Source organism: Cupriavidus sp. 05N40 (assembly GCF_056397305.1).
In genome coordinates, this window is record NZ_JBFTND010000073.1 from 1 (window position 1) to 20,044 (window position 20,044).

The following is a 20,044-nucleotide window of genomic DNA, read 5'->3' on the forward strand; positions in this document are numbered from 1 at the left end:
ATCTTGAACAGCGTGTGCGAGAACGTATCGATGATGCCCACCAGCGGGCGGCCGCGCTCGCCCACCAGCGACAGCGCGCAGCCGAACAGGATCGAGACCAGCAGCACCTGCAGCACGTCGCCGTTGGCGAAGGCTCCCATCACCGTGTTGGGAATCAGCTTGAGCAGGAAGTCCACCGTGCCGGCGCTCTTGATCTTGTCGGCGGTGTCCACGTAGGCCGCCATCGCCGAGGCGTCGAGCGAGGCCGGGTTCACGTTCATGCCGGTGCCGGGATGGAACAGGTAGGCCAGCGCGATGCCCAGCGCCAGCGCGATGGTGGTGACCACCTCGAAGTAGAGCACCGCCTTGAGGCCGACCCGGCCTACCTTCTTCAGTTCGCCGGCGCCGCAGATGCCCGCCACCACCACGCAGAACACGATGGGGCCGATCAGCATCTTGATCAGCTTGATGAAGGCATCGCCAAGCGGCTTGAGCCTGGCGGCGAACTCAGGGAAGAACAGGCCGAGCAGCGTGCCGAGCAGCAGGGCGATCAGGACCTGGCCGAACAGCGAGCGAACGAAACGGGCGAAAGGGGATTGCGGAGCGGACTGGGGGCGGCCGGAAGCGGCTCCCTGCTGGACTGCTGGGTGCATCGTTGTCTCCATGCGGTCGCGTCCATGCCTGGCTGGCGCGACCTGTCAAAGGCTGCAGGAATGCCGGCTGCCGCTGCGCTGCATTGCTGCGCGGCCGGCCTGGCGTGCCGTGCGCCGCGCCGGGTGAAGGCGGCGGCGCTCGCGGATGGGCCCTCCTGTTGGAGCGGAATCCACGCAGTTCGCTGTCCGGGACAGATTGTCCGCAGCGAATTGTTGGAACGTGCCGGTCAATATAGTGCATATCATTTTTGTATGCAATTTTTGAATTCACTGTGCTAAGATGAATCGCACAGAATAGAGCTCTCTCGACGAGAGTCGCGGCGCCCGGCACCCCGGCCCGGCCTGCCCCATGGCAGCGCTGGCGCGGTGCTTGCTTGAGACGGCGCCTTCGCATCCGCGCACGCACTTCCAGCAGGAGACACGCATGGCAGCATCCCTCTCGCCCGCCCCCGATACCGGCGCGCGCATCATGGCCTGGGCCGACGACCTGGCCGTCCACACCGAGCAGCCCGGCATGCTCACCCGCACCTACCTGACCGAGGCCCATCACGGCGCCGCGGCGCAGCTGGCCACGTGGATGCGCGAGGCCGGCATGACGGTGCGCCGCGATGCCGCCGGCAACGTGATCGGCCGCTACGAGGGCACCAGCCCGGATGCGCCGGCGTTGCTCACCGGCTCGCACTTCGACACCGTGCGCGACGGCGGCCGCTACGACGGCAACCTCGGCGTGATCCTGCCGGTCGCCTGCGTGGCCGAATGGAACCGCCAGGGCAAGCGCTTCCCCTTCGCCATCGAGGTGGTGGGCTTCGCGGAAGAAGAGGGCGTGCGCTTCAAGGCCACGCTGCTGGGCAGCCGCGCCATCGCCGGCACCTTCGACACCAAGGTGCTGGACAACGTGGACGACGCTGGCCAGACCATGCGCGACGTGATGCGCGCGGCCGGCTTCGACCCCGCCGGGCTGGATGCCGCCGCGCACCCGCGCGACAAGGTGCTGGCGTTCGTGGAAGTGCATATCGAGCAAGGCCCGGTGCTGCTCAACGATGGGCTGGCACTGGGCGTGGTGACGGCGATCTCGGGCGCCACGCGCTTCATCATCGAGCTCGAAGGCCTGGCCGGCCACGCCGGCACGGTGCCCATGGACATGCGCCGCGACGCGGCCATGGCCGGTGCCGAGATCGGCCTGTTCATCGAGCGCCGCTGCGGCGGCATGGCCGGCCTGGTCGGCACCGTGGGGCAGTTCAACGTACCCAACGGCGCCGCCAACGTGGTGCCGGGACGCGCGGTGTTCTCCATCGACATCCGCGCCGGCGAGGACGCCGTGCGCCAGGCCGCGGTGAACGACGTGCTGGCCGAGATCGAGCGCGTGTGCGCGCGCCGCAACGTGCGCGTGCAGATCCGCAAGACCCACGAGGCCGTCAGCGTGCCGTGCGCGCCGTGGCTGCAACGCCAGTGGGCCGATGCCATCGCCCGCCAGGGCCTGCCGGTGCGGCACCTGCCGTCCGGCGCCGGCCATGACGCCATGGCGATCGCCGCCATCGCCGACGTGGCCATGCTGTTCGTGCGCTGCGGCAACGGCGGCATCAGCCACCACCCCACCGAGATCATGACCGCCGGGGATGCCGCCAGCGCGGCCGCGGTGTTCACCGATTTCGTCGAGCACTTCGACAAGCATTCCGCGCCGCAGCGATAAGAGCGCGGCAGCAACCACATTCCCGCAATACCGCTATACCGAAAACCGAAAACCGCCGAGACAGGATATGACCGCACGAGACAACGTAAGCCCGCTGCAGACCACGCTCACCACCTACATCGACACGCAGCGCCCCGCGCAGGAGTCCTTCCTGGCCGAGCTGGTCAAGGTGCCCTCCGACAATCCGCCCGGTGACTGCGACGCGCACGGCAGCCGCGCCAAGGTCCTGCTCGAAGGGCTGGGCTTCCAGGTCGAGGCACACAAGGTGCCCGACGAACTGGTCAAGGCCGCCGGCATGATCAGCGCCACCAACCTGGTCGTGCGCAAGACCTTCGGCAGCGGCGGCCCCACCATCGCCATGAACGCGCACGGCGACGTGGTGCCCCCGGGCCTGGGCTGGACCAAGGACCCGTACGGCGCCGAGATCGGCGACAGCGAGCACGGCCCGGTCATGTACGGCCGCGGCGTGGCCGTGTCCAAGTCCGACTTCGCCACCTACACCTACGCGGTGCTGGCGCTGATGGAAGCCGAGAAGCAGGGCGCAAAGCTCAATGGCACGGTCGAGCTGCAGTTCACCTACGACGAGGAAACCGGCGGCGACATCGGTCCCAAGTTCCTGCTCGACCAGGGCCTGAGCAAGCCCGACTACGCCATCTCGGCGGGCTTCTCCTACGGCATCACCTCGGCCCACAACGGTTGCCTGCACGTGGAAGTGACGGTCAAGGGCAAGCAGGGCCACGCCGCCATGCCGCATACCGGCGTGGACGCCATCGAGGCCGCCACCCATATCCTGCAGTCCATCTACGGCCTGCGCGCCGAACTGGCCACACGCAAGTCGAAGACGCCGGGCATCGATACCGCCACGCTGAACGTCGGCCTGATCAAGGGCGGCATCAATACCAACGTGGTGCCTGACCTGGTGACCTTCCGTGTCGACCGCCGCATGATCCCCGAGGAAATCGGCTTCGATGCCGAAGGCGAGATCCGCGCCGTGGTCGAGAAGGCCGCCGCGCAGCGCCCGGGCATCGAAGCGAAGGTCGAGCGCATCATCCTGGCCGAGCCGCTGTCCGAGCTGCCGGGCGTGGAGAAACTGATCGACGCGCTCAAGAGCCGCGCCGAGGAAGTGTTCGGCGTGGAGATCCCCGTGCAAGGCGTGCCGCTCTACACCGATGCGCGCCACTACACCGCACGCGGCATTCCCACCGTGCTGTACGGCGCCGGCCCGCGCACGCTGATGGAAGCCCGCGGCCACAATTCGGACGAGAACCTGCGCCTGAACGACCTGAACCGCGCCACCAAGGTGGTGGCCCTGGCGCTGTCGGACCTGATGGGCTGAACCGGCTCGCCGCCCGCTGCAACGGGTTCGCGGCGGGCGGGCATCCGGGCGTCGGTGCGTTGGCGCCGCCGCCCGGAGCAAGGTTGCTTGAGTTCCGGGCTGGTGCTCCGGGGCCGTATGGCACCGGCCCGGAACCCGGGCATTCAGGGGATAAATAATCTGGCCGCTTTCAAGCGGCCATTTTTTATTCTCCGATATGATTCGCGGCGTTGGCGCCGCGCGCCAGGCGCTACAGCCTGGCGGCGTGCCCGGCCGGCAGGCTCTCGTCGCCGTCGCCCAGCGCGCGCTGCATCAGCACGGTATCGATCCACTGCCCGTGCTTGAACCCCACCGCCTGCAAGCGCCCGATGGTGCGGAAGCCCAAGCGCTCGTGCAGGGCCAGCGAGCCGGCGCCCTCGCCGCTGGCGGTGCAGGCCACCACCGCCACCATCTGCCGCCACGGGCCGTTCTCGCAGCGCGACACCAGCGCCGCCAGCAACGCCAGGCCAAGGCCCTGGCCGCGATGGCGTTCGTCGATATAGACCGAGTCCTCGATGGCAAAGCGGTAGGCGCTGCGCGTGCGGTAGGCCGAGGCATAGGCATAGCCGAGCACCTGGCCGCCGCGCTCGGCCACCAGGTAGGGCAGGCCCTGGCGCCTGACCTCGGCGTGGCGCAGGCGCATGTCGTCCACACCCGGTTCGACCTCCTCGAAGGAGGCGCGGCCATGGCGCACGTGGTGCGCGTAGATGGCCTGGATGGCGGGGATGTCGGCCGCGGTCGCATCGCGTACCGACGGGCTGGCGCCGCCCTGCACGGCGGCGGTGGCGTTGGCCACGGCCAGCGGCGTGGCCGAGGCTGCGGAAAGGGTGGCGAGAGGCGTCTTCATGGGCGGCAATGTCTGGGGCAGGAGCGAACCCCGGAGGGAACGCTGGGCGATCAGGTAGTGCCGCTACCTTACCGCGCCGCGATGCTATAAAGGAAGCTTCGCTGACTTATGCCGTGCATAAGTATTTCTTTGCCATTCGCCGCTTGCAGCTTGCCCGCTTGCCGCTTGCCCGATCCTGCTTGCCGCCGCCGTTCGCTATTTGCCATGCGCCACCTCAATCCCGATTTCCTGCAAGCGTTCGCCCTGGTCTGCGAGCTGGGCAGTTTCTCGGCCGCCGCCGAGCGCCTCGGCCTGAGCCAGCCGGCGGTCAGCCTGCAGGTGCGCCAGCTCGAGCAGCGCTACGGCCTGCGCCTGCTGGAGCGGGTGGGGCGCCGCGTGGTCGCCACCGCTGCCGGCGAAGACCTGCTGGCGCACGCGCGTGGCGTGGCCGGCGCGCTGGCGGCGGCCGACGACAGCATGGCGCGCCACGCAGGCGGCGTGATCGGGCGGGTGCGGCTGGGCACCGGGGCCACCGCCTGCATCTACCTGCTGCCCTCGGTGCTGCGCGAACTGCGCCGCACCCTGCCGGCGCTGGAGATCGTGGTCAGCACGCTCAATACCGGCGAAGCGCTCAAGGCGGTGGAAGACAATGCGCTGGACCTGGCTTTCGTCACGCTGCCGGCCGCGGGACGCACGCTGGACATCACGCCGGTGCTGCAGGACCCCTTCGTCGCCATCGGCCCTGCCGACGACGAGCCCTTGCCGGCCACCGTGGCGCCCGCCGACCTGGCCGGACGCCCGCTGGTGCTGTTCTCGCCCGGCGGCAATACGCGCCGGCTGGTGGACGAGTGGTTCCTGCGCGCCGGCATCAGCGCGCGTCCGGTGATGGAGCTGGACAGCGTGGAGGCCATCAAGGAACTGGTCGGCGCCGGCCTGGGTTATTCGGTACTGCCCGGCATGGCCCTGCCGCCCGGGCAGCCGCGCGCACGCATCGCCGTACGCCCGCTGGCACCGCCGCTGGCGCGCACGCTGGCGCTGGTGCTGCGCCATGACAAGCCGCTGCGTGCCGGGCTGCGGGCCACCGTGGCGGCCGTGCGCGCGCTTGCACCGGCCCGGGCGGGCGCCGGCTGAGCGGGATGCGGTCGCGCCGTGCCGCTTGTATAGTGCGGGTTTGCGCGTCCGTGCGCAGGGTATCGGACTAGGAAGACCGCCATGATCACCATCTATCACAATCCCCGCTGCTCCAAGTCGCGCGAGACGCTGGCGCTGGTCGAAGCTGCCGCAGCGCGGCTGGGCGAGCCCGTGGAAATCGTCGAATACCTGAAGACGCCGCCGACGCTGGCCACGCTCAAGCAGCTTCACACCATGCTCGGCGTGTCGGTGCGCGAAATGGTGCGCGACAACGAAGCGCCTTACAAGGAGCTGGGCCTGGCCGATCCGGGCCTCACCGATGCCGAGGTGCTGGACGCGGTCGCCGACAATCCCATCCTCCTGCAGCGTCCGGTGGTGGTGCGTAACCGCCGCGCGGCGATCGGGCGGCCGCCCAAGAACGTGGTGCCGCTGCTGGCCTGAGGTTGCCGCGGGCTGCAAACGGAAGTCCCCGGGCACGCGGGGCTTGCTAGCCCTGAGCCCCGCGGCGGGCAGATCGCACCCCGTCAATCCCTCAAATAAAACCGGCCCCCACGCAAGGTGGGGGCCGGCCCGGTCAGACAGACACGACTGCTTCAGGCGGGTCGTCTAATGAACACCCAGCCAGTGCATGGCCTCCTGACCGAAAGCGATTGCCGCAAGCACCACCAGCAGGATCACCAGCGTCACCGCGCTGACGTAGAGCGTGGCCTTGGCGACCTCGGCGTCTTCCTGCAGCGAATGCCAGTGCGCCTGGTCGCGGCGGGGGCGCTCCTCGCGCCTGTGTTGCATCGGATGTGGCCAGTGCAGGTGCGGCCAGTGCAGCCGGCCGGCCATTTGCCTGATATGCAGCTCCGGGTGGAAACGCATGGGCAACACCTCCTGGGCGTGGCACGCGCCGGCCGGGACGCTAGGGCCGTATATGGGATGGCGGCGTGGCAACCCGGAACGCGGATGGTTCGGGACCATATACGACTTAACTATAGGCGGCGCGACGCAGGATGCGAGCTTCGCGTGACATCGCGGTGCCCCGCCCGGCACCGCCCGGGTCAGCCCGGCGCGGTGCCGGGCGGGCTGACCGCCGCCGCCGCGGCCTCGCGCGCGCGCAACTCGGCCAGCATATTGCAGAACAGCGCGCCTTGCTCCAGCGCGTCGTCCAGCGCCACGTGCGTGTGCGGCAGGGGATCCTTCCAGGCCTCGGGCAGGGCGGGCTTGACCGTCTTGCGGTAAGGCAGGCCGGTCATGGCGAAGCCCAGCGTCTTGATGTCGAGCGCGGCCCAGCCGAACGGCGAGCGGCCGGCGAAGCGCATCATGTACCAGAACATCCAGGTGAAATCGAAGCCGGCCGGAAAGGCCACGAAGACTGGCTTGCCGGGCAGGCTTTCCACCCACTCCACATAGCGCACCATGGCCTGCGCCGGCGGCTCCGGGTTCTGGCGGCAGGCCGCCCAGGCTTCCGGCTGGGTCAGCCACCACTGCATCTGCGCCGGATGGCCGGCCGCGCCGGGCAGCGTCTCCAGGTTGGCCGAGAAGGTACCGAGCACGGTCTTGTCCGCCAGCATCGCCGCGGAGGCGAAGGACAGCATGGAGTGCGGGCCCGGGATGGGGCCATCGGCTTCCACGTCGGTGCTCACATAGATCTCGGGGCGGGTGTCGGGTGCCTGTCGCTTGGCCATGGCTGCTCGGAGAAGAGGAAGTCCGGAAAGGGCGGCGGCGCTCAGCCCGCGTCGATCAGGTGGTCCGCCACATAGGGATTGTTCTTGCGCTCGTCGCCGAACGTCGAGACCGGGCCGTGGCCGGGCACGAAGGTGACATCCTCACCGAGCGGCCAGAGATGCGTGCGGATCGAGCGGATCAGGTCGCCGTGGTTGCCGCGCGGAAAATCCGTGCGTCCGATCGAGCCGGCGAACAGCACGTCGCCGACGATGGCAAGCCGGTGCGCGCGCGAGAAGAACACCACGTGGCCCGGGGTGTGCCCGGGGCAATGGTAGACCTCCAGCGTCTCGCTGCCGAACTGCACGGTGTCGCCGGTATCGAGCCAGCGCTGGGGTTCGAACACTTCGGCATGGCCGAAGCCGAAGCGGTGCGTCTGCTCCGGCAACTGGTCGATCCAGAAGCGCTCGTCCTCATGCGGGCCCTCGATGGGGACGCCCAGCTCGCGCGCCAGTGCCGCGGCACCCGCGCAATGGTCCAGGTGGCCGTGCGTCAGGAAGATCTTCTCCAGCGTGACGCCGCGTTCCCTGAGCGCCGCGTGGATGCGCTCGAGGTCGCCGCCGGGGTCGGTTACCGCGGCCCGGCCGGTGGTCTCGTCGATCAGGAGCGCGCAGTTCTGCTGGAAGGGCGTAACGGGAATCAGGAGGACTTGCATGAGAAGGCGGGGATGGACCTGGAATGTGGGTTCTGCGTGCGCGCGAGCCGCCGGGCCGGCGCACGATGTCGTGCATTGTAGCGTCGGGCACACCGCCACGTCGGGCCGTGCCGGGCGGCTGCCGGCGCCGCGAAGCCATGCCCGCATCACACCGCAAAGCCTTGCCAGGACTGGGCCTGCGCCCCGCGGCCCGCTGCAACGGGTACGCCGTCGCGGCGGCTTTTTCGTGATTTTTCGATTTTGTTACAGACAATTCGTAACAAAATCAAGAGCATAGGCCCAACTGCCTGATGCTAGACTCGCGCGATGCCATGGTTACCACCCCTACTTTCCCGCCCCGGGCGGATCGCCCGACTGTGCCTGCACGCCACCTGTGCGCTGGCGCTGGCGGCCTGCGCCTTGCCTCCGGGAGGCGAAGAGCAGGAAAGCGCGCCGACCGCCACCACGGCCAAGCCTGCCAAGCCCGGCAAGGCCGCCAGGCCGGACAAAGGTGGCAGGGACGCCAGGTCCAATGGGCAGGATCAGGCGCAAAAAGATGGGGGGAAGGATAGCGGCAATGGCTGGGGCCTGTTCCGCTGGGGCGGCAACGACGGCCTCGCCGATGGCGGGCAGGGCTCGTTCGAGGGCTTGCGGCCCGATCTCGGCTCTTACGAGCAGCGCGGCACCGCTTCCTGGTATGGCAAAGGCTTCCACGGCCGCCGCACCGCCAACGGCGAGCGCTTCGACATGCGCGCGATGACCGCCGCCCATCCCTCGCTGCCGCTCGACAGCTGGGTGCTGGTCCGTAACCTGCGCAATGGCAAGGTAGCGGTGGTGCGCATCAACGACCGCGGCCCGTATCACAGCAACCGCGTGCTCGACGTCTCCTACGGCKCCGCCAGGCGTCTTGGCTTTACCGAGCACGGCTCGACCCAGGTGGAGATCCGCCGCCTGTCGCGCAGCGAGGTCGCCGCGCTGGGTCCGCAGATCGCGCCGGGCGACGATGCCGGCGGCGATGGCGGCGACGACGCCAATGGCGGCCCCGACCTGTCCGACAAGCCGGACGAGCAGCCCGTGCGCGTGGCCCGCAAGACGCGCAAGCCGGCGGCCCGGCGCAAGCACCGCTGAGCCTGCGATGCGGACCATGCAGCCTTGCCGGGTCCGCGCCGCGGCCGGCGCGCCGGTCCTAGTCTTCGCTGTCCGCGTCGTCGCCGGCCCGCTGCGCCAGCGCCAGCCGGTACAGCGCATCGGTGGGCGCGCCGGTGATGGCGGCGGCCAGCTTGGCGGCCCGCTTGGCCGGCAGCTCGGCCAGCAGCAGCCCCAGCACCTGCTGTGCGCGCGCATCGGGCTGGCCCGCATCCTGCGCGGCCGGCGCCGCGCCTTCGACCACCAGCACGAACTCGCCCTTGGCGCGCGACGCGTCCGCGGCCAGCCAGGCCGGCGCCTCGCCGACCGGCAGCACGGGAATTTCCTCGAACAGCTTGGTCAGCTCGCGGCCGATCAGCAGACGCCGCTCGCCGGGCAGCGCCGCAGCCAGCGCGGCCAGGGTATCGGCGATGCGGTGCGGTGCCTCATAGACGACCCAGGCGTGATCCAGCGTGGCCAGCGCGGCGATGGCTTCGGCGCGCGCGCGCGCCTTGGGCGGCAGGAAGCCGGCGAAGGTAAAGCGCCCGCCGCCGCTGTCCAGCATCTCGCCGGCCACCGACAGCGCGGCCACYGCGGCGCTCGGGCCGGGCAGCGGCACCACCTTGTGGCCGGCCGCGCGGGCCGCTTCCACCAGGCGCGCGCCGGGGTCGGAGATGCCGGGCGTGCCGGCGTCGGATACATAGGCAATGCGCTCGCCGGCGGCCAGGCGCGCATTGATGCGCTGGGCCGCCTCGCGCTCGTTGTGCTCGTGCACGGCCAGCAGGGGCCGGTGCAGGCCCACGCGCGTGAGCAGCTGGCCGGTGTTGCGGGTGTCCTCGCAGGCGATCGCGTCGGCCAGGCCGAGCACATGCAGGGCCCGCAGCGAGAGATCGGCCAGGTTGCCGATCGGCGTGGCCACCACGTACAGGGTGCCGGACGGGTAGGACTGGCCGGCCGCCAGGGAGATCCAGTCAGTCATGCTTGAGAACTTCCGTTGAATCCATCATTCAAATCCACCACGCAGGCGCAGGGCGCCCGCGCCGAGGCACGCGCGCTGGYCCACCTGGAGCGGCACGGCCTCGCGCTCGTGGTTCGCAATTATCGCTGCAAAGGCGGCGAGATCGACCTGATCATGCGCGAGGCCGACGGCACGCTGGTTTTCGTCGAGGTGCGCGAGCGCGCCAGCCGGACGTTTGGCGGGGCGGCGGCCAGCGTCACGCCGGCCAAGCAGCGGCGCATCCTGCTGGCGGCGGCCCACTTCCTGGCCGCGCAGCCGGCAGCGGGCGGCGAGCCGGGCTGCCGGCTCGACGTGGTGGCGCTGGAGCCGGGCCGGCTCGAATGGATCCGCGGCGCCTTCGGGGCCGATGGCGGCTAGCGGGCGGCAGCCCGCGCGGGCGGGTGCGTCATAATGCGCGGTATCGCGCGGCTCGCCCCGCGCCCGGACACAGGCAGCGACACCAAACAGGGCCGATCGAGCCATGCATATCGATAGCATCCAGCAACATTTCTTCGACAGCGCCGACACCATGCGCCAGGCCGCGCCGGTGATGGCACCCCATATCGCCGCGGCGATCGAGCGCATGGTGGGCGCGCTCACCAGCGGCAACAAGATCCTCGCCTGCGGCAACGGCGGCTCGGCCGCGGACGCCCAGCACTTCGCCGCCGAGCTGATCGGCCGCTTCGAGCGCGAGCGCCCGGGCCTGGCGGCGATCGCGCTGACCACGGACAGCTCCATCCTGAGCGCGGTCGGCAACGATTATGATTTCAGCGTGGTGTTTTCCAGGCAGGTGCAGGCGCTCGGCCAGCCGGGCGACGTGCTGCTGGCCATCTCCACCTCAGGCAACTCTGCCAACGTGGTGGCCGCGGTGATGGCCGCCAAGCAGCGCGACATGTGCGTGGTCGCGCTGACCGGCAAGGGCGGCGGCGAAGTCGCCGGCCTGCTCGACGAGTTCGACGTCAGCCTGTGCGTGCCCAGCGAGCGCACCGCGCGCATCCAGGAAGTCCACCTGCTGACCCTGCATTGCCTGTGCGACGGCATCGACGAGGCGCTGCTGGGCGAGGGCTGAGCCCGCCCGGCGCGCCACGCGCTGTCGCCATTTCCCGCAACCCTGCTTCATGGCCCATTTTTGCCTCACCGCTTTCAGCAAGGACCGCATGACGACTCTGCCCAACCCGCGTGAATCCCGCACCGTCCGGCCTGCCGGACGCCTGGCCCGCCTGGCCCGCACCGCCACCACGGTCGCGGTGCTGACGGTGGCCGCCACGCAGCTGGCCGGCTGCTTCCCGGTGCTCGCCGGCGCCATGGCCGGCGGCGTGACCATGGCCACCGACCGCCGGCCCACCGGCACCCAGGCCATCGACCGCGGCCTGCAGCTCGAGGCCGAGAACACACTGAACTCGCGCTACAACGGCCAGGCCCGCATCAGCGTCACGGTCTACAACCGCAAGGTGCTGCTGACCGGCGAGGCCAAGAACAACGACGTCAAGCAGCAGGTGGAGCAGTACGTGCGCGGCCTGCCCAATGCGCGCGAGGTGATCGACGAGCTGGAGATCGTGTCGTCGCCTTCGTTCGCCACGCAGAGCCAGGACACGTATATCACCAGYAAGGTCAAGACCATGCTGATCACCACCGAAGGCATCCCGTCCAACTCGATCAAGGTCGTCACCGAGAAGGGCGTGGTCTACCTGATGGGCGTGGTCACCCCGGCCGAGGGCGACCGCGCCACCGACGTGGCGCGCAATGCCAGCGGCGTGGTCAAGGTGGTCAAGGCCTTCGACTACGTGAGCGAGACAGAACGCGCCAGGCTCGATGCCACCGCCAGCTCGCAGAACCCGCCGCAGGGCGAGAGTTCCGGCGCGGCACCGGCCCAGCCCGCGCAGCCGGCACCGGTCCAGCCGGCGCCCGACACCACGGCGCCCGGCGCCACCAGCAGCCCGGTCGCGGCGCCGGTCAGCTCCCCGGTGGCGCTGCCGCCGGGCCGCAACCTGCCCTGAGGCGGGCAGCGGGGCGGGTGACGCGCAAAGCTGGCCCCCGGCTCGCCTTTGCGCGTACCCGTTACAGCGCCGGCATATCAGCGCGGCGGCGCAATCCGCGGTTCGATCTGCGGATTGCGCATCACATTGGCCCGCCCGATATGATAGGGTTTGGCACGCCGCCCGGCGCGGCACCGGAGCCGATCCCATGATCCCCATTTCCGTACGAGCGATCCCTTTCGTCACCCTTGTCGTTGCCGCGCTCGCGCTGCTGGCCACGGCCCGGGCCGCGCACGCGCAAGCCGCCCAGGAGGCGGGCGCCACCGCGCTGCAGGCGCGCGACTGGGCCGCCGCCTGCGCTGGCTGCCACGGCCCCGCCGGGCGCGCGCCGGCCAACAGCGCGGTGCCGGGCCTGGCCGGCCGCAGCCGCTCCGAACTGGTCCGGCAGATGCAGGACTTCAAGCAGGGCAAGCGCGAAGCCACCGTCATGCAGCAGATCGCCAAGGGCTACACCGACCAGCAGATCGAGGCGATCGCGGCCTGGTTCGCCGCAGTCCGCTAAGAGGCACTGTCAAACATATCCTGGCGTCGCTGCGCGGCCTTGCCGGACCGCTTGCACTGTCTGCGGCCGCGCGCCTGTCCAGGACCGCTTCGCTTCATCTCGACGGCGCCTCCAGGGCGCGCTGAAATCCGGCCAGGCCAGGAGAACTTCCCATGCAAAGACGCGAATTCCTCGGCACGCTCGCCGGCACGGCGCTGCTCGGCGCGCAGGCGATGCAGGCGACGCGGGCGGCCGCCGCCACCCGCGCGGCAAAAGTGGTGGTGGTGGGCGGCGGCTATGGCGGCGCCACGGCGGCGCGCTACCTGCGCGAATGGAGCGGGCACGGCATCGAGGTCACGCTGGTCGAGCCCGATGACCGCTTCGTCTCGTGCCCGCTTTCCAATCTTGTGCTCGGCGGCAGCAAGGCCATTGGCGACATCACCTTGTCCTACGATGCGCTGGCCGGGCGCCACGGCGTGAAGGTGGTGCGCGACCATGTCAGCGCGATCGACGCGGCGCGCCGCGTGGTGCGGCTCGCCGGCGGCGGCACCCTTTCCTATGACCGGCTGGTGCTGTCGCCCGGCGTGGAGGTGCTGTCCGGCGCGATTCCCGGCCTCGGCAAGCCCGGCGGCGAACAGATCCTGCACGCCTGGAAGGCGGGGCCGCAGACCGTCGCCCTGCGCCGCCAGCTCGAAGCCATGCGCGACGGCGGCACCTTCGCCATCACCATCCCCCTCGCACCCTACCGCTGCCCGCCCGGCCCGTACGAGCGCGCCTGCCTGGCGGCGGACTACTTGCTGCGCGCCAAGCCGCGCAGCAAGGTGCTTATCCTCGACGCCAACCCGGATGTCACCTCCAAGGGCGCGCTGTTCAAACAGGTCTGGGCCACGCGCTACAAGAACATGATCGAGTACCGGCCGCAGTACGACACGGTCGACGTCGATCCCGCCACGGGCACGCTCAAGTTCGACGTGCAGGACGACGAGCGCGCCGACGTGATCAACCTGCTGCCGCCGCAGCGCGCCGGCGCGATCGCCGTGGCCAGCGGGCTGGCCACGGCCAACGGCAAGTGGTGCGAGGTGGATTTCCTTACCTTCGAGGCCAAGGCCGCGGCCAATATCCATGTGCTCGGCGACGCCATCCAGATCGCACCGCTGATGCCGAAGTCGGGCCATATGGCCAACCAGCACGGCAAGGTCGCCGCCGCGGCCATCGTCGCGCTGCTGGCGGGGCGGGCGCCCAATCCGCAGCCGCTCTACAACAACACCTGCTACAGCTTCACCTCGGCGCGCGAGGCCATCCACATCGCCAGCGTGCATCGCTACGACGCGCAGGAGCGCACCATGGTCACGGTGCCCGGCGCGGGCGGGCTGTCGCCCGCGCCCAACGCGCTGGAAGGCATCTACGCGCAGGCGTGGGCCGATGCCATCTGGCGCGACATGCTCGGATAAGGCGAGGGTGCGGGTGCGGGCGACCGGCTTGCATTTCGGGCATCACGCAGCGCACACGCGGAAATGCACCACACCGGTGTAAACACTATATGCGCAATCACGCATATACGAATATATTGAACGCCATGGACGAGATGGATCGCGTATTCGAGAAGGTATCCGGGTATTTCAGCCTGCTTGCCGAACCCACCAGGCTGAAGATCCTGCACGCCCTGTGCGACGGCGAGAAGCCGGTCGGCACCGTGGTGGATACGGTGGGCTCGTCGCAGACCAATGTGTCGCGTCATCTCACCGCCATGTACCGCGCCGGCGTGCTGTCGCGGCGCAAGGAAGCGAACCTGGTGTTCTACGCCATCGCCGACGAAAGCGTGGTGGAGCTGTGCCGCACGGTGTGCGTGCAGGTGGCCAGCCGGCTCGAAGACAGCGCCTTGCCCGCGGGCATGGTCGACCGCTTCATGCCGCAGGCCGCGCCCGCGCCGCGCAGGCGGGCCCGCTAGCGCCGCGGCCACGGCGCCAGGCTTGTACCGGCGCCCCGTGCGAGACGGGCGCCGCACGACAACAGGCATGCCGGCGGCACATCCCGTGCCGCACGAGCGGGCCGGAGGAGACCGCAGTGCCGGACCAGATCCGCCCCGGACGCATCGTGCGCGCGCCGGAGCATTTCGTCAGCGCATCGCTACGTCAGGACGTCGCGCAGCACGGCTGGGGAGAGCCCGGCAGCGCGCGCCGCGACTTCCTGCGCACCAGCTTCCTGGGCGCCGCCGCGGCGCTGGCGGCCGGTGTCGGCGGCAAGGCGCGCGCCGCCGGCAGCGCCGGCGACGACGCCATCCTCACCCCGCAGCCGTGGGCCACCTCGCTGGGCCAGCCGGTCGCCGCGCACCCCTACGGCCAGCCTTCGGCCTATGAGAAAAACCTGGTGCGGCGCGAATCGCCGGGGCTCACGCGGGTCTCCGCCGCCTCGGTGGCGTTCGCGCCGCTGCAGGGCTTCTTCGGCATCATCACGCCCAACGGCCTGCACTTCGAGCGCCACCACCAGGGCTGGCAGGACATCGACCCGGCGCGCCACCGCCTGATGCTCAATGGCCTGGTCAGGACGCCGCGCGTCTACACCATGGACGACCTGATGCGCCTGCCGGCCGTGTCGCGCATGCATTTCATCGAGTGCGGCGCCAACACCGGCATGGAGTGGGGCAACGTGGCGGTGCCGACCGTGCAGTACACGCACGGCATGCTGTCGTGCTGCGAGTTCACCGGGGTGCCGCTCAAGGTCCTGCTCGACGATGCCGGCGCGGACTTCAGGCGCGGGCGCTTCCTGCTGGCCGAGGGCGGCGACGGCTCGGGCATGACGCGCACCATCCCGATGGAGCTGGCCGACGAGATCATCGTCGCCTGGGGCATGAACGGCGAGATGCTGCGCCCCGAGAACGGCTACCCGCTGCGCCTGGTGGTGCCGGGCGTGCAGGGCGTGTCGTGGGTCAAGTGGCTGCGCCGGCTCGAGCTGGGCGACCAGCCGTGGAACACCAAGGACGAGACCGTGCACTACGTCGACATGATGCCGGACGGCAAGCTGCGGCAGTACACCTCGGTCCAGGAATGCAAGTCCGTCATCACCACGCCCTCGGGCGGGCAGCAGATGGTGGGGCGGGGCTTCTACAACATCAGCGGGCTGGCATGGTCGGGCCGCGGGCGCGTGCGCCGCGTCGATGTCTCCGTGGACGGCGGGCGCAACTGGCGCAGCGCGCGGCTGGAGACGCCGGTGCTGTCCAAGTGCCTGACGCGCTTCAACCTGGACTGGGTGTGGGACGGCGCGCCCGCCATCCTGCAAAGCCGCGCCGTCGACGAGACGGGCTACGTGCAGCCGCGCCTGGCGCAATTGCGCGCGGTGCGCGGCGCGCGCTCGATCTATCACAACAATGCCATCCAGAGCTGGCAGGTGTCCGATAGCGGCGAGGTCTCCAATGTCCACGTGGATTGAGTCCGCGCGCTTGCGCGCGCTCGCCCTCGCCCTTGCTGCGACGGCCGCGCTGGCGTCCCTGCATGCGATCGCCGCGCCTGCAGCCAGTGCCGCACGTGCCGCGCTCGGCCGCCCCGCCACCGAAGCCGAGGTCAAGGCCTGGGACATCGACGTGCGGCCGGATTTCCGGGGCCTGCCGCACGGCAGCGGCACGGTGGCGCAGGGCCAGGCCATCTGGGACGGCAAGTGCGCCTCCTGCCACGGCGACTTCGGCGAATCCAACGAGGTGTTCTCGCCCATCGTCGGCGGCACCACGGCCGACGACATCAAGCGCGGGCGGGTCGCGTCCCTGACCGGCAACCAGCCTTACCGCACCACCCTGATGAAGGTCAGCACGGTCAGCACGCTGTGGGACTACATCCACCGCRCCATGCCGTGGAACGCGCCGCGCAGCCTGTCGGCGGACGAGGTCTACGCGGTCACCGCCTACCTGCTCAACCTGGGCGATATCGTGCCGGCGGATTTCACGCTGTCGGAGCGCAACATCGGCGAGGTGCAGCAGAAGATGCCGAACCGCGACGGCATGACGCTGCAGCACGGCATGTGGCCCGGGCGCGGCCGGCCCGATACGCGCAACACGGCTTGCATGCGCCATTGCGCGGACGCGGTGAAGGTGGTGTCGTCCATGCCCGCCTATGCGCGCGACGCGCACGGCGATCTCGCCGCCCAGCAGCGCACCGTGGGGCCCACGCGCGGCGTGGCGGCCGGTGGCGCACCGGCGGCGGCAACGGGCGGGACAGCCCTGGCGGCAGGCGCGAAACTGGCCGGGCAGTACCAGTGCACCGCCTGCCATGCGCCGGACCGCAAGCTGGTGGGTCCGAGCTTTGCCGACATCGCGCGCAAGTACCAGGGCCAGGACGCGCTCGACGCGCTGGCCGGCAAGATCAGGGCCGGCGGGCAGGGCGCCTGGGGCAGCATGCCGATGCCGCCCCAGGCGCAGATTCCCGATTCGGACCTGCGCACCGTGGTGGGGTGGATTCTTGAGGCAAAATAGCGCACTGGCCGCTTCCATGCCCCGGTGGTGCGGCCGGCATGCCGCCGCGCAAGCGTGCGGCTCACCGCCGTCCCCACGGCTCTCACGATTCGGAGCAGAAACATGAAGCAGTTTGTCATTGCAACCCTGATGCTGGCCTGCGCGGCCTCGGCCAACGCAGCTGTCGACGCCGCCAAGGCCCAGGAAATCGCCAACAAGAATGCCTGCATGGGTTGCCACCAGGTCGACAAGAAGCTCGTCGGCCCGGCTTACAAGGATGTGGCTGCAAAGTACAAGGGCGACAAGAACGCCCTGGCCACGCTGACCAAGAAGGTCAAGGCCGGTGGTGCGGGGGTCTGGGGTCCGGTCCCGATGCCTGCCAACGCGGGCCTGAGCGATGCCGACCTGAAGACGGTCGTCGAGTGGGTGCTGGCAGGCGCCCCGGCGAAGTAAGGCATCCAGGGCAAGCCCTGCCCGGACCGGCCACGGCTTCGGGACCCCAGGGGGCGCGCAAACGTCCCCGAAGACAGGCGGCGATGCACCGCCCGCTGCCGCGCCGCACGGCGCGGCGGCCATGAAAACCAAGCCGGAACGAAAAACGCAGGAGTACGGGAAACAATGAATTCGAAACGACGAGACGTGCTGCGGGTCACCTCGGTGCTCGCCCTGATGGCCGCCACCGGCCTGATCAGCGAAGCCCAGGCTGCCGAGTGGAACAAGACCGCCTTCGACGGCAAGAGCGTGGCCGACGTGATCAAGGCGCTTGGCGGCAGCAGTACCGAGAAGAGCACCGCCATCGTCTTCACCGCGCCCGATATCGCCGAGAACGGCGCCGTGGTGCCGGTCGCCGTGACCAGCAACATCCCCGGCACCGAGCAGATCGCCATTCTGGTGGAAAAGAACCCCAATACGCTGGCCGCGGATTTCACCATCCCGGCGGGCACCGAGCCCTTCGTCTCCACCCGCGTGAAGATGGGGCAGACCTCGGTGATATACGCCGCCGTCAAGGCTGGCGGCAAATGGTATGTGGCGTCCAAGGAAATCAAGGTGACGCTCGGCGGCTGCGGCGGCTGAAGCCCGCGCCGCCCACCGAACCTACCGCACCCGAACCATCACCGAGAGAGCAGAGAACATGGCAGACCCGATGCGCGTACGCGCCGCCGAGAATGGCGGCGTGGTCGACGTGAAGATCCTGATGAAGCACGACATGGAAACCGGCCAGCGCAAGGACGCGAACGGCAAGACCATCCCGGCCTGGCATATCCAGAGCGTGACGGTCCAGTGCAAGGGCAAGGACGTGTTCCAGGCCCAGTTCGGCCCGGCCGTCTCCAAGGATCCGTTCCTGAACTTCAAGTTCAAGGGCGGCGCCAAGGGCGACAAGGTCACGGTGACGTGGATCGACAACCGCGGCGACAAGCGGACCGACGAAGCCACCATTTCCTGACCCCACCCGGGCAAGCGGCCGGCGGCATCCTCTGCTATGGTTCAGGTCGAATGTCGGGCCCGGGCCGGCGCATGTTGCGCGCGGGGGCGCGACCGGAAGGATAGCGATCATGCGGCGAGCATTCATTCGGGCCACGGCGGCGCTGGCGGCCATCGGCCTGTCGGCCAAGGCGGCGGCCCAGGCGGCCCCGGCGGCGGCACCGGCTGCGGGCAAGGGCAAACGCGTCAAGGTGGTCTATCAGTTGTCAGAAGGCACGGACCAGGCAGTGCGCGCGATGGGCAACCTGCGCAATCACCTGAACGGCGCCCCCGACACCAAGATCGTGGTGGTGGCGCTGGGCTACGGCGTGGATTTCATCATCGACGGCGCGCGCGATGCGCGCGGCAATACCTTCGAGGCGGCGATCGCCTCGCTGGCCAGCTCGGGCGTGGAGTTCCGCGTCTGCCGCAACACGCTGACGGCGCGCAAGATCCCGGAGTCCAGCCTGTCGATGGAAGCCAAGGTCGTGCCGGCCGGCGTGGTCGAAGTGGCGCGCCTGCAGTTCGAGGAAGGCTACGCGTATATCAAGCCCTGAGCGCCGTCTCGCACCTGACGGGCACGGCGCCGGGAAGACGGCAGCGCAAAGACGAGCAATAAGACGGCCCGCGCAGCTGGCGCCACATGGCGGCAGCCTCGCAAGGCCACGAGGAGAGAGCCCCATGAAAACCATCAGACGCCGCCACGCGGGCGCCGCGCTGGCGCTGGCCGGCACCGTGGCGCTGGCCATCACGGCCGCCGCCACCGCACCGGCGGTGCACGCCCAGGGCAGCACCGCGGAGGAAATCGCCAAGTACCGGCAGATGCTGGCCGAAGGCAATCCCGCCGAGCTGTGGGAAGCCGCCGGCRAGGAGCTGTGGAAAAAGCCCGCCGGGCCGAAGAACGCTTCGCTCGAGCAATGYGACCTCGGCAAGGGCCCGGGCGTGACCAAGGGCGCCTACGCCGAGCTGCCGCGCTTCTTCAAGGACACCGGCCGCGTGATGGACCTGGAGCAGCGCCTGGCCTACTGCCGCGTGACGCTGCAGGGCCTGACGCAGGAAGAGGCGCTGAAGAACCCGTTTGGCTCCACCGGCAAGCCGTCCGACATCGAGCGCCTGGCCTCCTTCCTGGCCGGCGAATCGCGCGGCGTGAAGATGAACGTGCAGCTCAGCCACCCCGAGGAAAAGCGCGTCTACGCACTCGGCCAGAAGATGTTCTTCTATCGTGGCGGCGCCTACGACTTCGCCTGCGCCACCTGCCACGCCGTGGACGGCCAGCGCATCCGTCTGCAGGAACTGCCCAACCTGCTGACCCCGCAGGGCGCGCAGGCGGCCTACACCACCTGGCCGGCCTACCGCGTCTCCCAGGGCGAGGTACGCACGATGCAGCACCGCCTCTACGATTGCCTGCGCCAGCAGCGCTTTCCCGAGCCCGCCTATGGTTCCGACGTGATCACCGCGCTGAGCCTGTTCCTGGCGAAGAACGCCAACGGCGGCACCTACGATGGCCCGGCCTTGAAGCGCTGAGCCAG

24 protein-coding genes are annotated in these 20,044 nt (G+C 69.8%); 18 read left to right on the forward strand and 6 right to left on the reverse strand.

Annotated features, from left to right (window positions below; genetic code table 11):
- The coding region (locus AC1DO7_RS18075) for a cation:dicarboxylate symporter family transporter (protein ID WP_477116399.1) at nucleotides 1-632 on the reverse strand (632 nt) is incomplete at its 3' end.
- Between the two features lie 424 nt (nucleotides 633-1,056).
- Here AC1DO7_RS18075 and AC1DO7_RS18080 point away from each other — a divergent pair.
- A complete protein-coding gene (locus AC1DO7_RS18080) occupies nucleotides 1,057-2,322 on the forward strand; it encodes an allantoate amidohydrolase (RefSeq protein WP_441612964.1) in 1,266 nt (421 codons plus the stop codon).
- A gap of 67 nt (nucleotides 2,323-2,389) precedes the next feature.
- On the forward strand, nucleotides 2,390-3,658 hold the full coding sequence (locus AC1DO7_RS18085) for a M20/M25/M40 family metallo-hydrolase (protein ID WP_441612965.1): 1,269 nt from the start codon (nucleotides 2,390-2,392) through the stop codon (nucleotides 3,656-3,658).
- Nucleotides 3,659-3,887: 229 nt separating this feature from the next.
- On the opposite strand, the gene AC1DO7_RS18090 is transcribed toward AC1DO7_RS18085, so the two are convergent.
- The gene (locus AC1DO7_RS18090; RefSeq protein ID WP_441612966.1) at nucleotides 3,888-4,523 is read right to left on the reverse strand and encodes a GNAT family N-acetyltransferase; all 636 of its coding nucleotides are present in this window, start codon (nucleotides 4,521-4,523) and stop codon (nucleotides 3,888-3,890) included.
- A gap of 204 nt (nucleotides 4,524-4,727) precedes the next feature.
- On the opposite strand from AC1DO7_RS18090, the gene AC1DO7_RS18095 reads away from it, so the two are divergent.
- Nucleotides 4,728-5,633, forward strand: a complete 906-nt coding sequence (locus tag AC1DO7_RS18095) for a LysR family transcriptional regulator (protein ID WP_441612967.1) — start codon at nucleotides 4,728-4,730, stop codon at nucleotides 5,631-5,633.
- Between the two features lie 81 nt (nucleotides 5,634-5,714).
- A complete protein-coding gene (gene arsC, locus AC1DO7_RS18100) occupies nucleotides 5,715-6,074 on the forward strand; it encodes an arsenate reductase (glutaredoxin) (protein ID WP_441612968.1) in 360 nt (119 codons plus the stop codon).
- Nucleotides 6,075-6,239: 165 nt separating this feature from the next.
- Here arsC and AC1DO7_RS18105 read toward each other — a convergent pair whose 3' ends face one another.
- From AC1DO7_RS18105 to AC1DO7_RS18115, 3 genes are all read right to left on the reverse strand, one after another.
- Complete coding sequence (locus AC1DO7_RS18105) at nucleotides 6,240-6,500, reverse strand: hypothetical protein (RefSeq protein WP_441612969.1); 261 nt, start codon at nucleotides 6,498-6,500, stop codon at nucleotides 6,240-6,242.
- 179 nt (nucleotides 6,501-6,679) lie between these two features.
- Nucleotides 6,680-7,306, reverse strand: coding sequence for an exonuclease (locus AC1DO7_RS18110; RefSeq protein ID WP_441612970.1), 627 nt, complete (start codon nucleotides 7,304-7,306; stop codon nucleotides 6,680-6,682).
- Between the two features lie 41 nt (nucleotides 7,307-7,347).
- The gene (locus tag AC1DO7_RS18115) at nucleotides 7,348-7,998 is read right to left on the reverse strand and encodes an MBL fold metallo-hydrolase (protein WP_441612971.1); all 651 of its coding nucleotides are present in this window, start codon (nucleotides 7,996-7,998) and stop codon (nucleotides 7,348-7,350) included.
- Nucleotides 7,999-8,304: 306 nt separating this feature from the next.
- Here AC1DO7_RS18115 and AC1DO7_RS18120 point away from each other — a divergent pair, with 306 nt between their 5' ends.
- The gene (locus AC1DO7_RS18120; protein WP_477116400.1) at nucleotides 8,305-9,105 is read left to right on the forward strand and encodes a septal ring lytic transglycosylase RlpA family protein; all 801 of its coding nucleotides are present in this window, start codon (nucleotides 8,305-8,307) and stop codon (nucleotides 9,103-9,105) included.
- A gap of 58 nt (nucleotides 9,106-9,163) precedes the next feature.
- Here AC1DO7_RS18120 and rsmI read toward each other — a convergent pair whose 3' ends face one another.
- Nucleotides 9,164-10,081: a 16S rRNA (cytidine(1402)-2'-O)-methyltransferase gene (gene rsmI / locus AC1DO7_RS18125; protein ID WP_441612973.1), complete on the reverse strand. Its 918-nt coding sequence runs from the start codon at nucleotides 10,079-10,081 to the stop codon at nucleotides 9,164-9,166.
- A gap of 15 nt (nucleotides 10,082-10,096) precedes the next feature.
- On the opposite strand from rsmI, the gene AC1DO7_RS18130 reads away from it, so the two are divergent.
- The 13 genes from AC1DO7_RS18130 (at nucleotide 10,097) to soxA (ending at nucleotide 20,039) form a co-directional block, all read left to right on the forward strand.
- Entirely contained in the window at nucleotides 10,097-10,477 is a 381-nt protein-coding gene (locus tag AC1DO7_RS18130; RefSeq protein ID WP_477116401.1) for a YraN family protein, read from the forward strand.
- A 103-nt stretch (nucleotides 10,478-10,580) separates the two neighbouring features.
- On the forward strand, nucleotides 10,581-11,168 hold the full coding sequence (locus tag AC1DO7_RS18135) for a phosphoheptose isomerase (protein ID WP_441612975.1): 588 nt from the start codon (nucleotides 10,581-10,583) through the stop codon (nucleotides 11,166-11,168).
- Nucleotides 11,169-11,256: 88 nt separating this feature from the next.
- On the forward strand, nucleotides 11,257-12,096 hold the full coding sequence (locus tag AC1DO7_RS18140; RefSeq protein WP_441612976.1) for a BON domain-containing protein: 840 nt from the start codon (nucleotides 11,257-11,259) through the stop codon (nucleotides 12,094-12,096).
- Between the two features lie 187 nt (nucleotides 12,097-12,283).
- Entirely contained in the window at nucleotides 12,284-12,637 is a 354-nt protein-coding gene (locus tag AC1DO7_RS18145; RefSeq protein WP_441612977.1) for a c-type cytochrome, read from the forward strand.
- 152 nt (nucleotides 12,638-12,789) lie between these two features.
- A complete protein-coding gene (locus AC1DO7_RS18150) occupies nucleotides 12,790-14,067 on the forward strand; it encodes an FCSD flavin-binding domain-containing protein (protein WP_441612978.1) in 1,278 nt (425 codons plus the stop codon).
- Nucleotides 14,068-14,156: 89 nt separating this feature from the next.
- A complete protein-coding gene (locus AC1DO7_RS18155) occupies nucleotides 14,157-14,564 on the forward strand; it encodes an ArsR/SmtB family transcription factor (protein ID WP_441612979.1) in 408 nt (135 codons plus the stop codon).
- Nucleotides 14,565-14,680: 116 nt separating this feature from the next.
- Nucleotides 14,681-16,042 carry a sulfite dehydrogenase gene (soxC, locus tag AC1DO7_RS18160; protein WP_441612980.1) on the forward strand — a complete coding sequence of 454 codons (1,362 nt, stop codon included), beginning with the start codon at nucleotides 14,681-14,683 and terminating at the stop codon, nucleotides 16,040-16,042.
- Complete coding sequence (locus AC1DO7_RS18165) at nucleotides 16,026-17,075, forward strand: c-type cytochrome (RefSeq protein WP_477116402.1); 1,050 nt, start codon at nucleotides 16,026-16,028, stop codon at nucleotides 17,073-17,075. The genes soxC and AC1DO7_RS18165 overlap by 17 nt, the downstream gene beginning before the upstream one ends.
- A gap of 102 nt (nucleotides 17,076-17,177) precedes the next feature.
- Nucleotides 17,178-17,507 (forward strand): c-type cytochrome, encoded by a 330-nt coding sequence (locus AC1DO7_RS18170; protein ID WP_441612982.1) that lies wholly within the window; start codon nucleotides 17,178-17,180, stop codon nucleotides 17,505-17,507.
- A 165-nt stretch (nucleotides 17,508-17,672) separates the two neighbouring features.
- Nucleotides 17,673-18,128, forward strand: a complete 456-nt coding sequence (gene soxY / locus AC1DO7_RS18175) for a thiosulfate oxidation carrier protein SoxY (protein ID WP_441612983.1) — start codon at nucleotides 17,673-17,675, stop codon at nucleotides 18,126-18,128.
- A gap of 58 nt (nucleotides 18,129-18,186) precedes the next feature.
- Nucleotides 18,187-18,498, forward strand: a complete 312-nt coding sequence (gene soxZ, locus AC1DO7_RS18180) for a thiosulfate oxidation carrier complex protein SoxZ (RefSeq protein WP_441612984.1) — start codon at nucleotides 18,187-18,189, stop codon at nucleotides 18,496-18,498.
- Between the two features lie 109 nt (nucleotides 18,499-18,607).
- Nucleotides 18,608-19,072, forward strand: a complete 465-nt coding sequence (locus tag AC1DO7_RS18185) for a DsrE family protein (RefSeq protein WP_441612985.1) — start codon at nucleotides 18,608-18,610, stop codon at nucleotides 19,070-19,072.
- 124 nt (nucleotides 19,073-19,196) lie between these two features.
- Nucleotides 19,197-20,039 carry a sulfur oxidation c-type cytochrome SoxA gene (gene soxA, locus AC1DO7_RS18190; RefSeq protein ID WP_477116403.1) on the forward strand — a complete coding sequence of 281 codons (843 nt, stop codon included), beginning with the start codon at nucleotides 19,197-19,199 and terminating at the stop codon, nucleotides 20,037-20,039.
- Nucleotides 20,040-20,044: the final 5 nt, after the last annotated feature.

Bases quoted from the DNA above. Each gene is read 5' to 3' on its own strand.
- AC1DO7_RS18170 (WP_441612982.1), top strand. From the start codon at position 17,178: ATGAAGCAGTTTGTCATTGCAACCCTGATGCTGGCCTGCGCGGCCTCG.
- arsC (WP_441612968.1), top strand. From the start codon at position 5,715: ATGATCACCATCTATCACAATCCCCGCTGCTCCAAGTCGCGCGAGACG.
- AC1DO7_RS18105 (WP_441612969.1), bottom strand. From the start codon at position 6,500: ATGCGTTTCCACCCGGAGCTGCATATCAGGCAAATGGCCGGCCGGCTG.
- AC1DO7_RS18110 (WP_441612970.1), bottom strand. From the start codon at position 7,306: ATGGCCAAGCGACAGGCACCCGACACCCGCCCCGAGATCTATGTGAGC.
- AC1DO7_RS18080 (WP_441612964.1), top strand. From the start codon at position 1,057: ATGGCAGCATCCCTCTCGCCCGCCCCCGATACCGGCGCGCGCATCATG.
- AC1DO7_RS18090 (WP_441612966.1), bottom strand. From the start codon at position 4,523: ATGAAGACGCCTCTCGCCACCCTTTCCGCAGCCTCGGCCACGCCGCTG.
- AC1DO7_RS18150 (WP_441612978.1), top strand. From the start codon at position 12,790: ATGCAAAGACGCGAATTCCTCGGCACGCTCGCCGGCACGGCGCTGCTC.
- AC1DO7_RS18115 (WP_441612971.1), bottom strand. From the start codon at position 7,998: ATGCAAGTCCTCCTGATTCCCGTTACGCCCTTCCAGCAGAACTGCGCG.
- AC1DO7_RS18185 (WP_441612985.1), top strand. From the start codon at position 18,608: ATGCGGCGAGCATTCATTCGGGCCACGGCGGCGCTGGCGGCCATCGGC.
- soxZ (WP_441612984.1), top strand. From the start codon at position 18,187: ATGGCAGACCCGATGCGCGTACGCGCCGCCGAGAATGGCGGCGTGGTC.
- AC1DO7_RS18135 (WP_441612975.1), top strand. From the start codon at position 10,581: ATGCATATCGATAGCATCCAGCAACATTTCTTCGACAGCGCCGACACC.
- AC1DO7_RS18155 (WP_441612979.1), top strand. From the start codon at position 14,157: ATGCGCAATCACGCATATACGAATATATTGAACGCCATGGACGAGATG.
- AC1DO7_RS18085 (WP_441612965.1), top strand. From the start codon at position 2,390: ATGACCGCACGAGACAACGTAAGCCCGCTGCAGACCACGCTCACCACC.
- AC1DO7_RS18145 (WP_441612977.1), top strand. From the start codon at position 12,284: ATGATCCCCATTTCCGTACGAGCGATCCCTTTCGTCACCCTTGTCGTT.
- AC1DO7_RS18095 (WP_441612967.1), top strand. From the start codon at position 4,728: ATGCGCCACCTCAATCCCGATTTCCTGCAAGCGTTCGCCCTGGTCTGC.
- soxY (WP_441612983.1), top strand. From the start codon at position 17,673: ATGAATTCGAAACGACGAGACGTGCTGCGGGTCACCTCGGTGCTCGCC.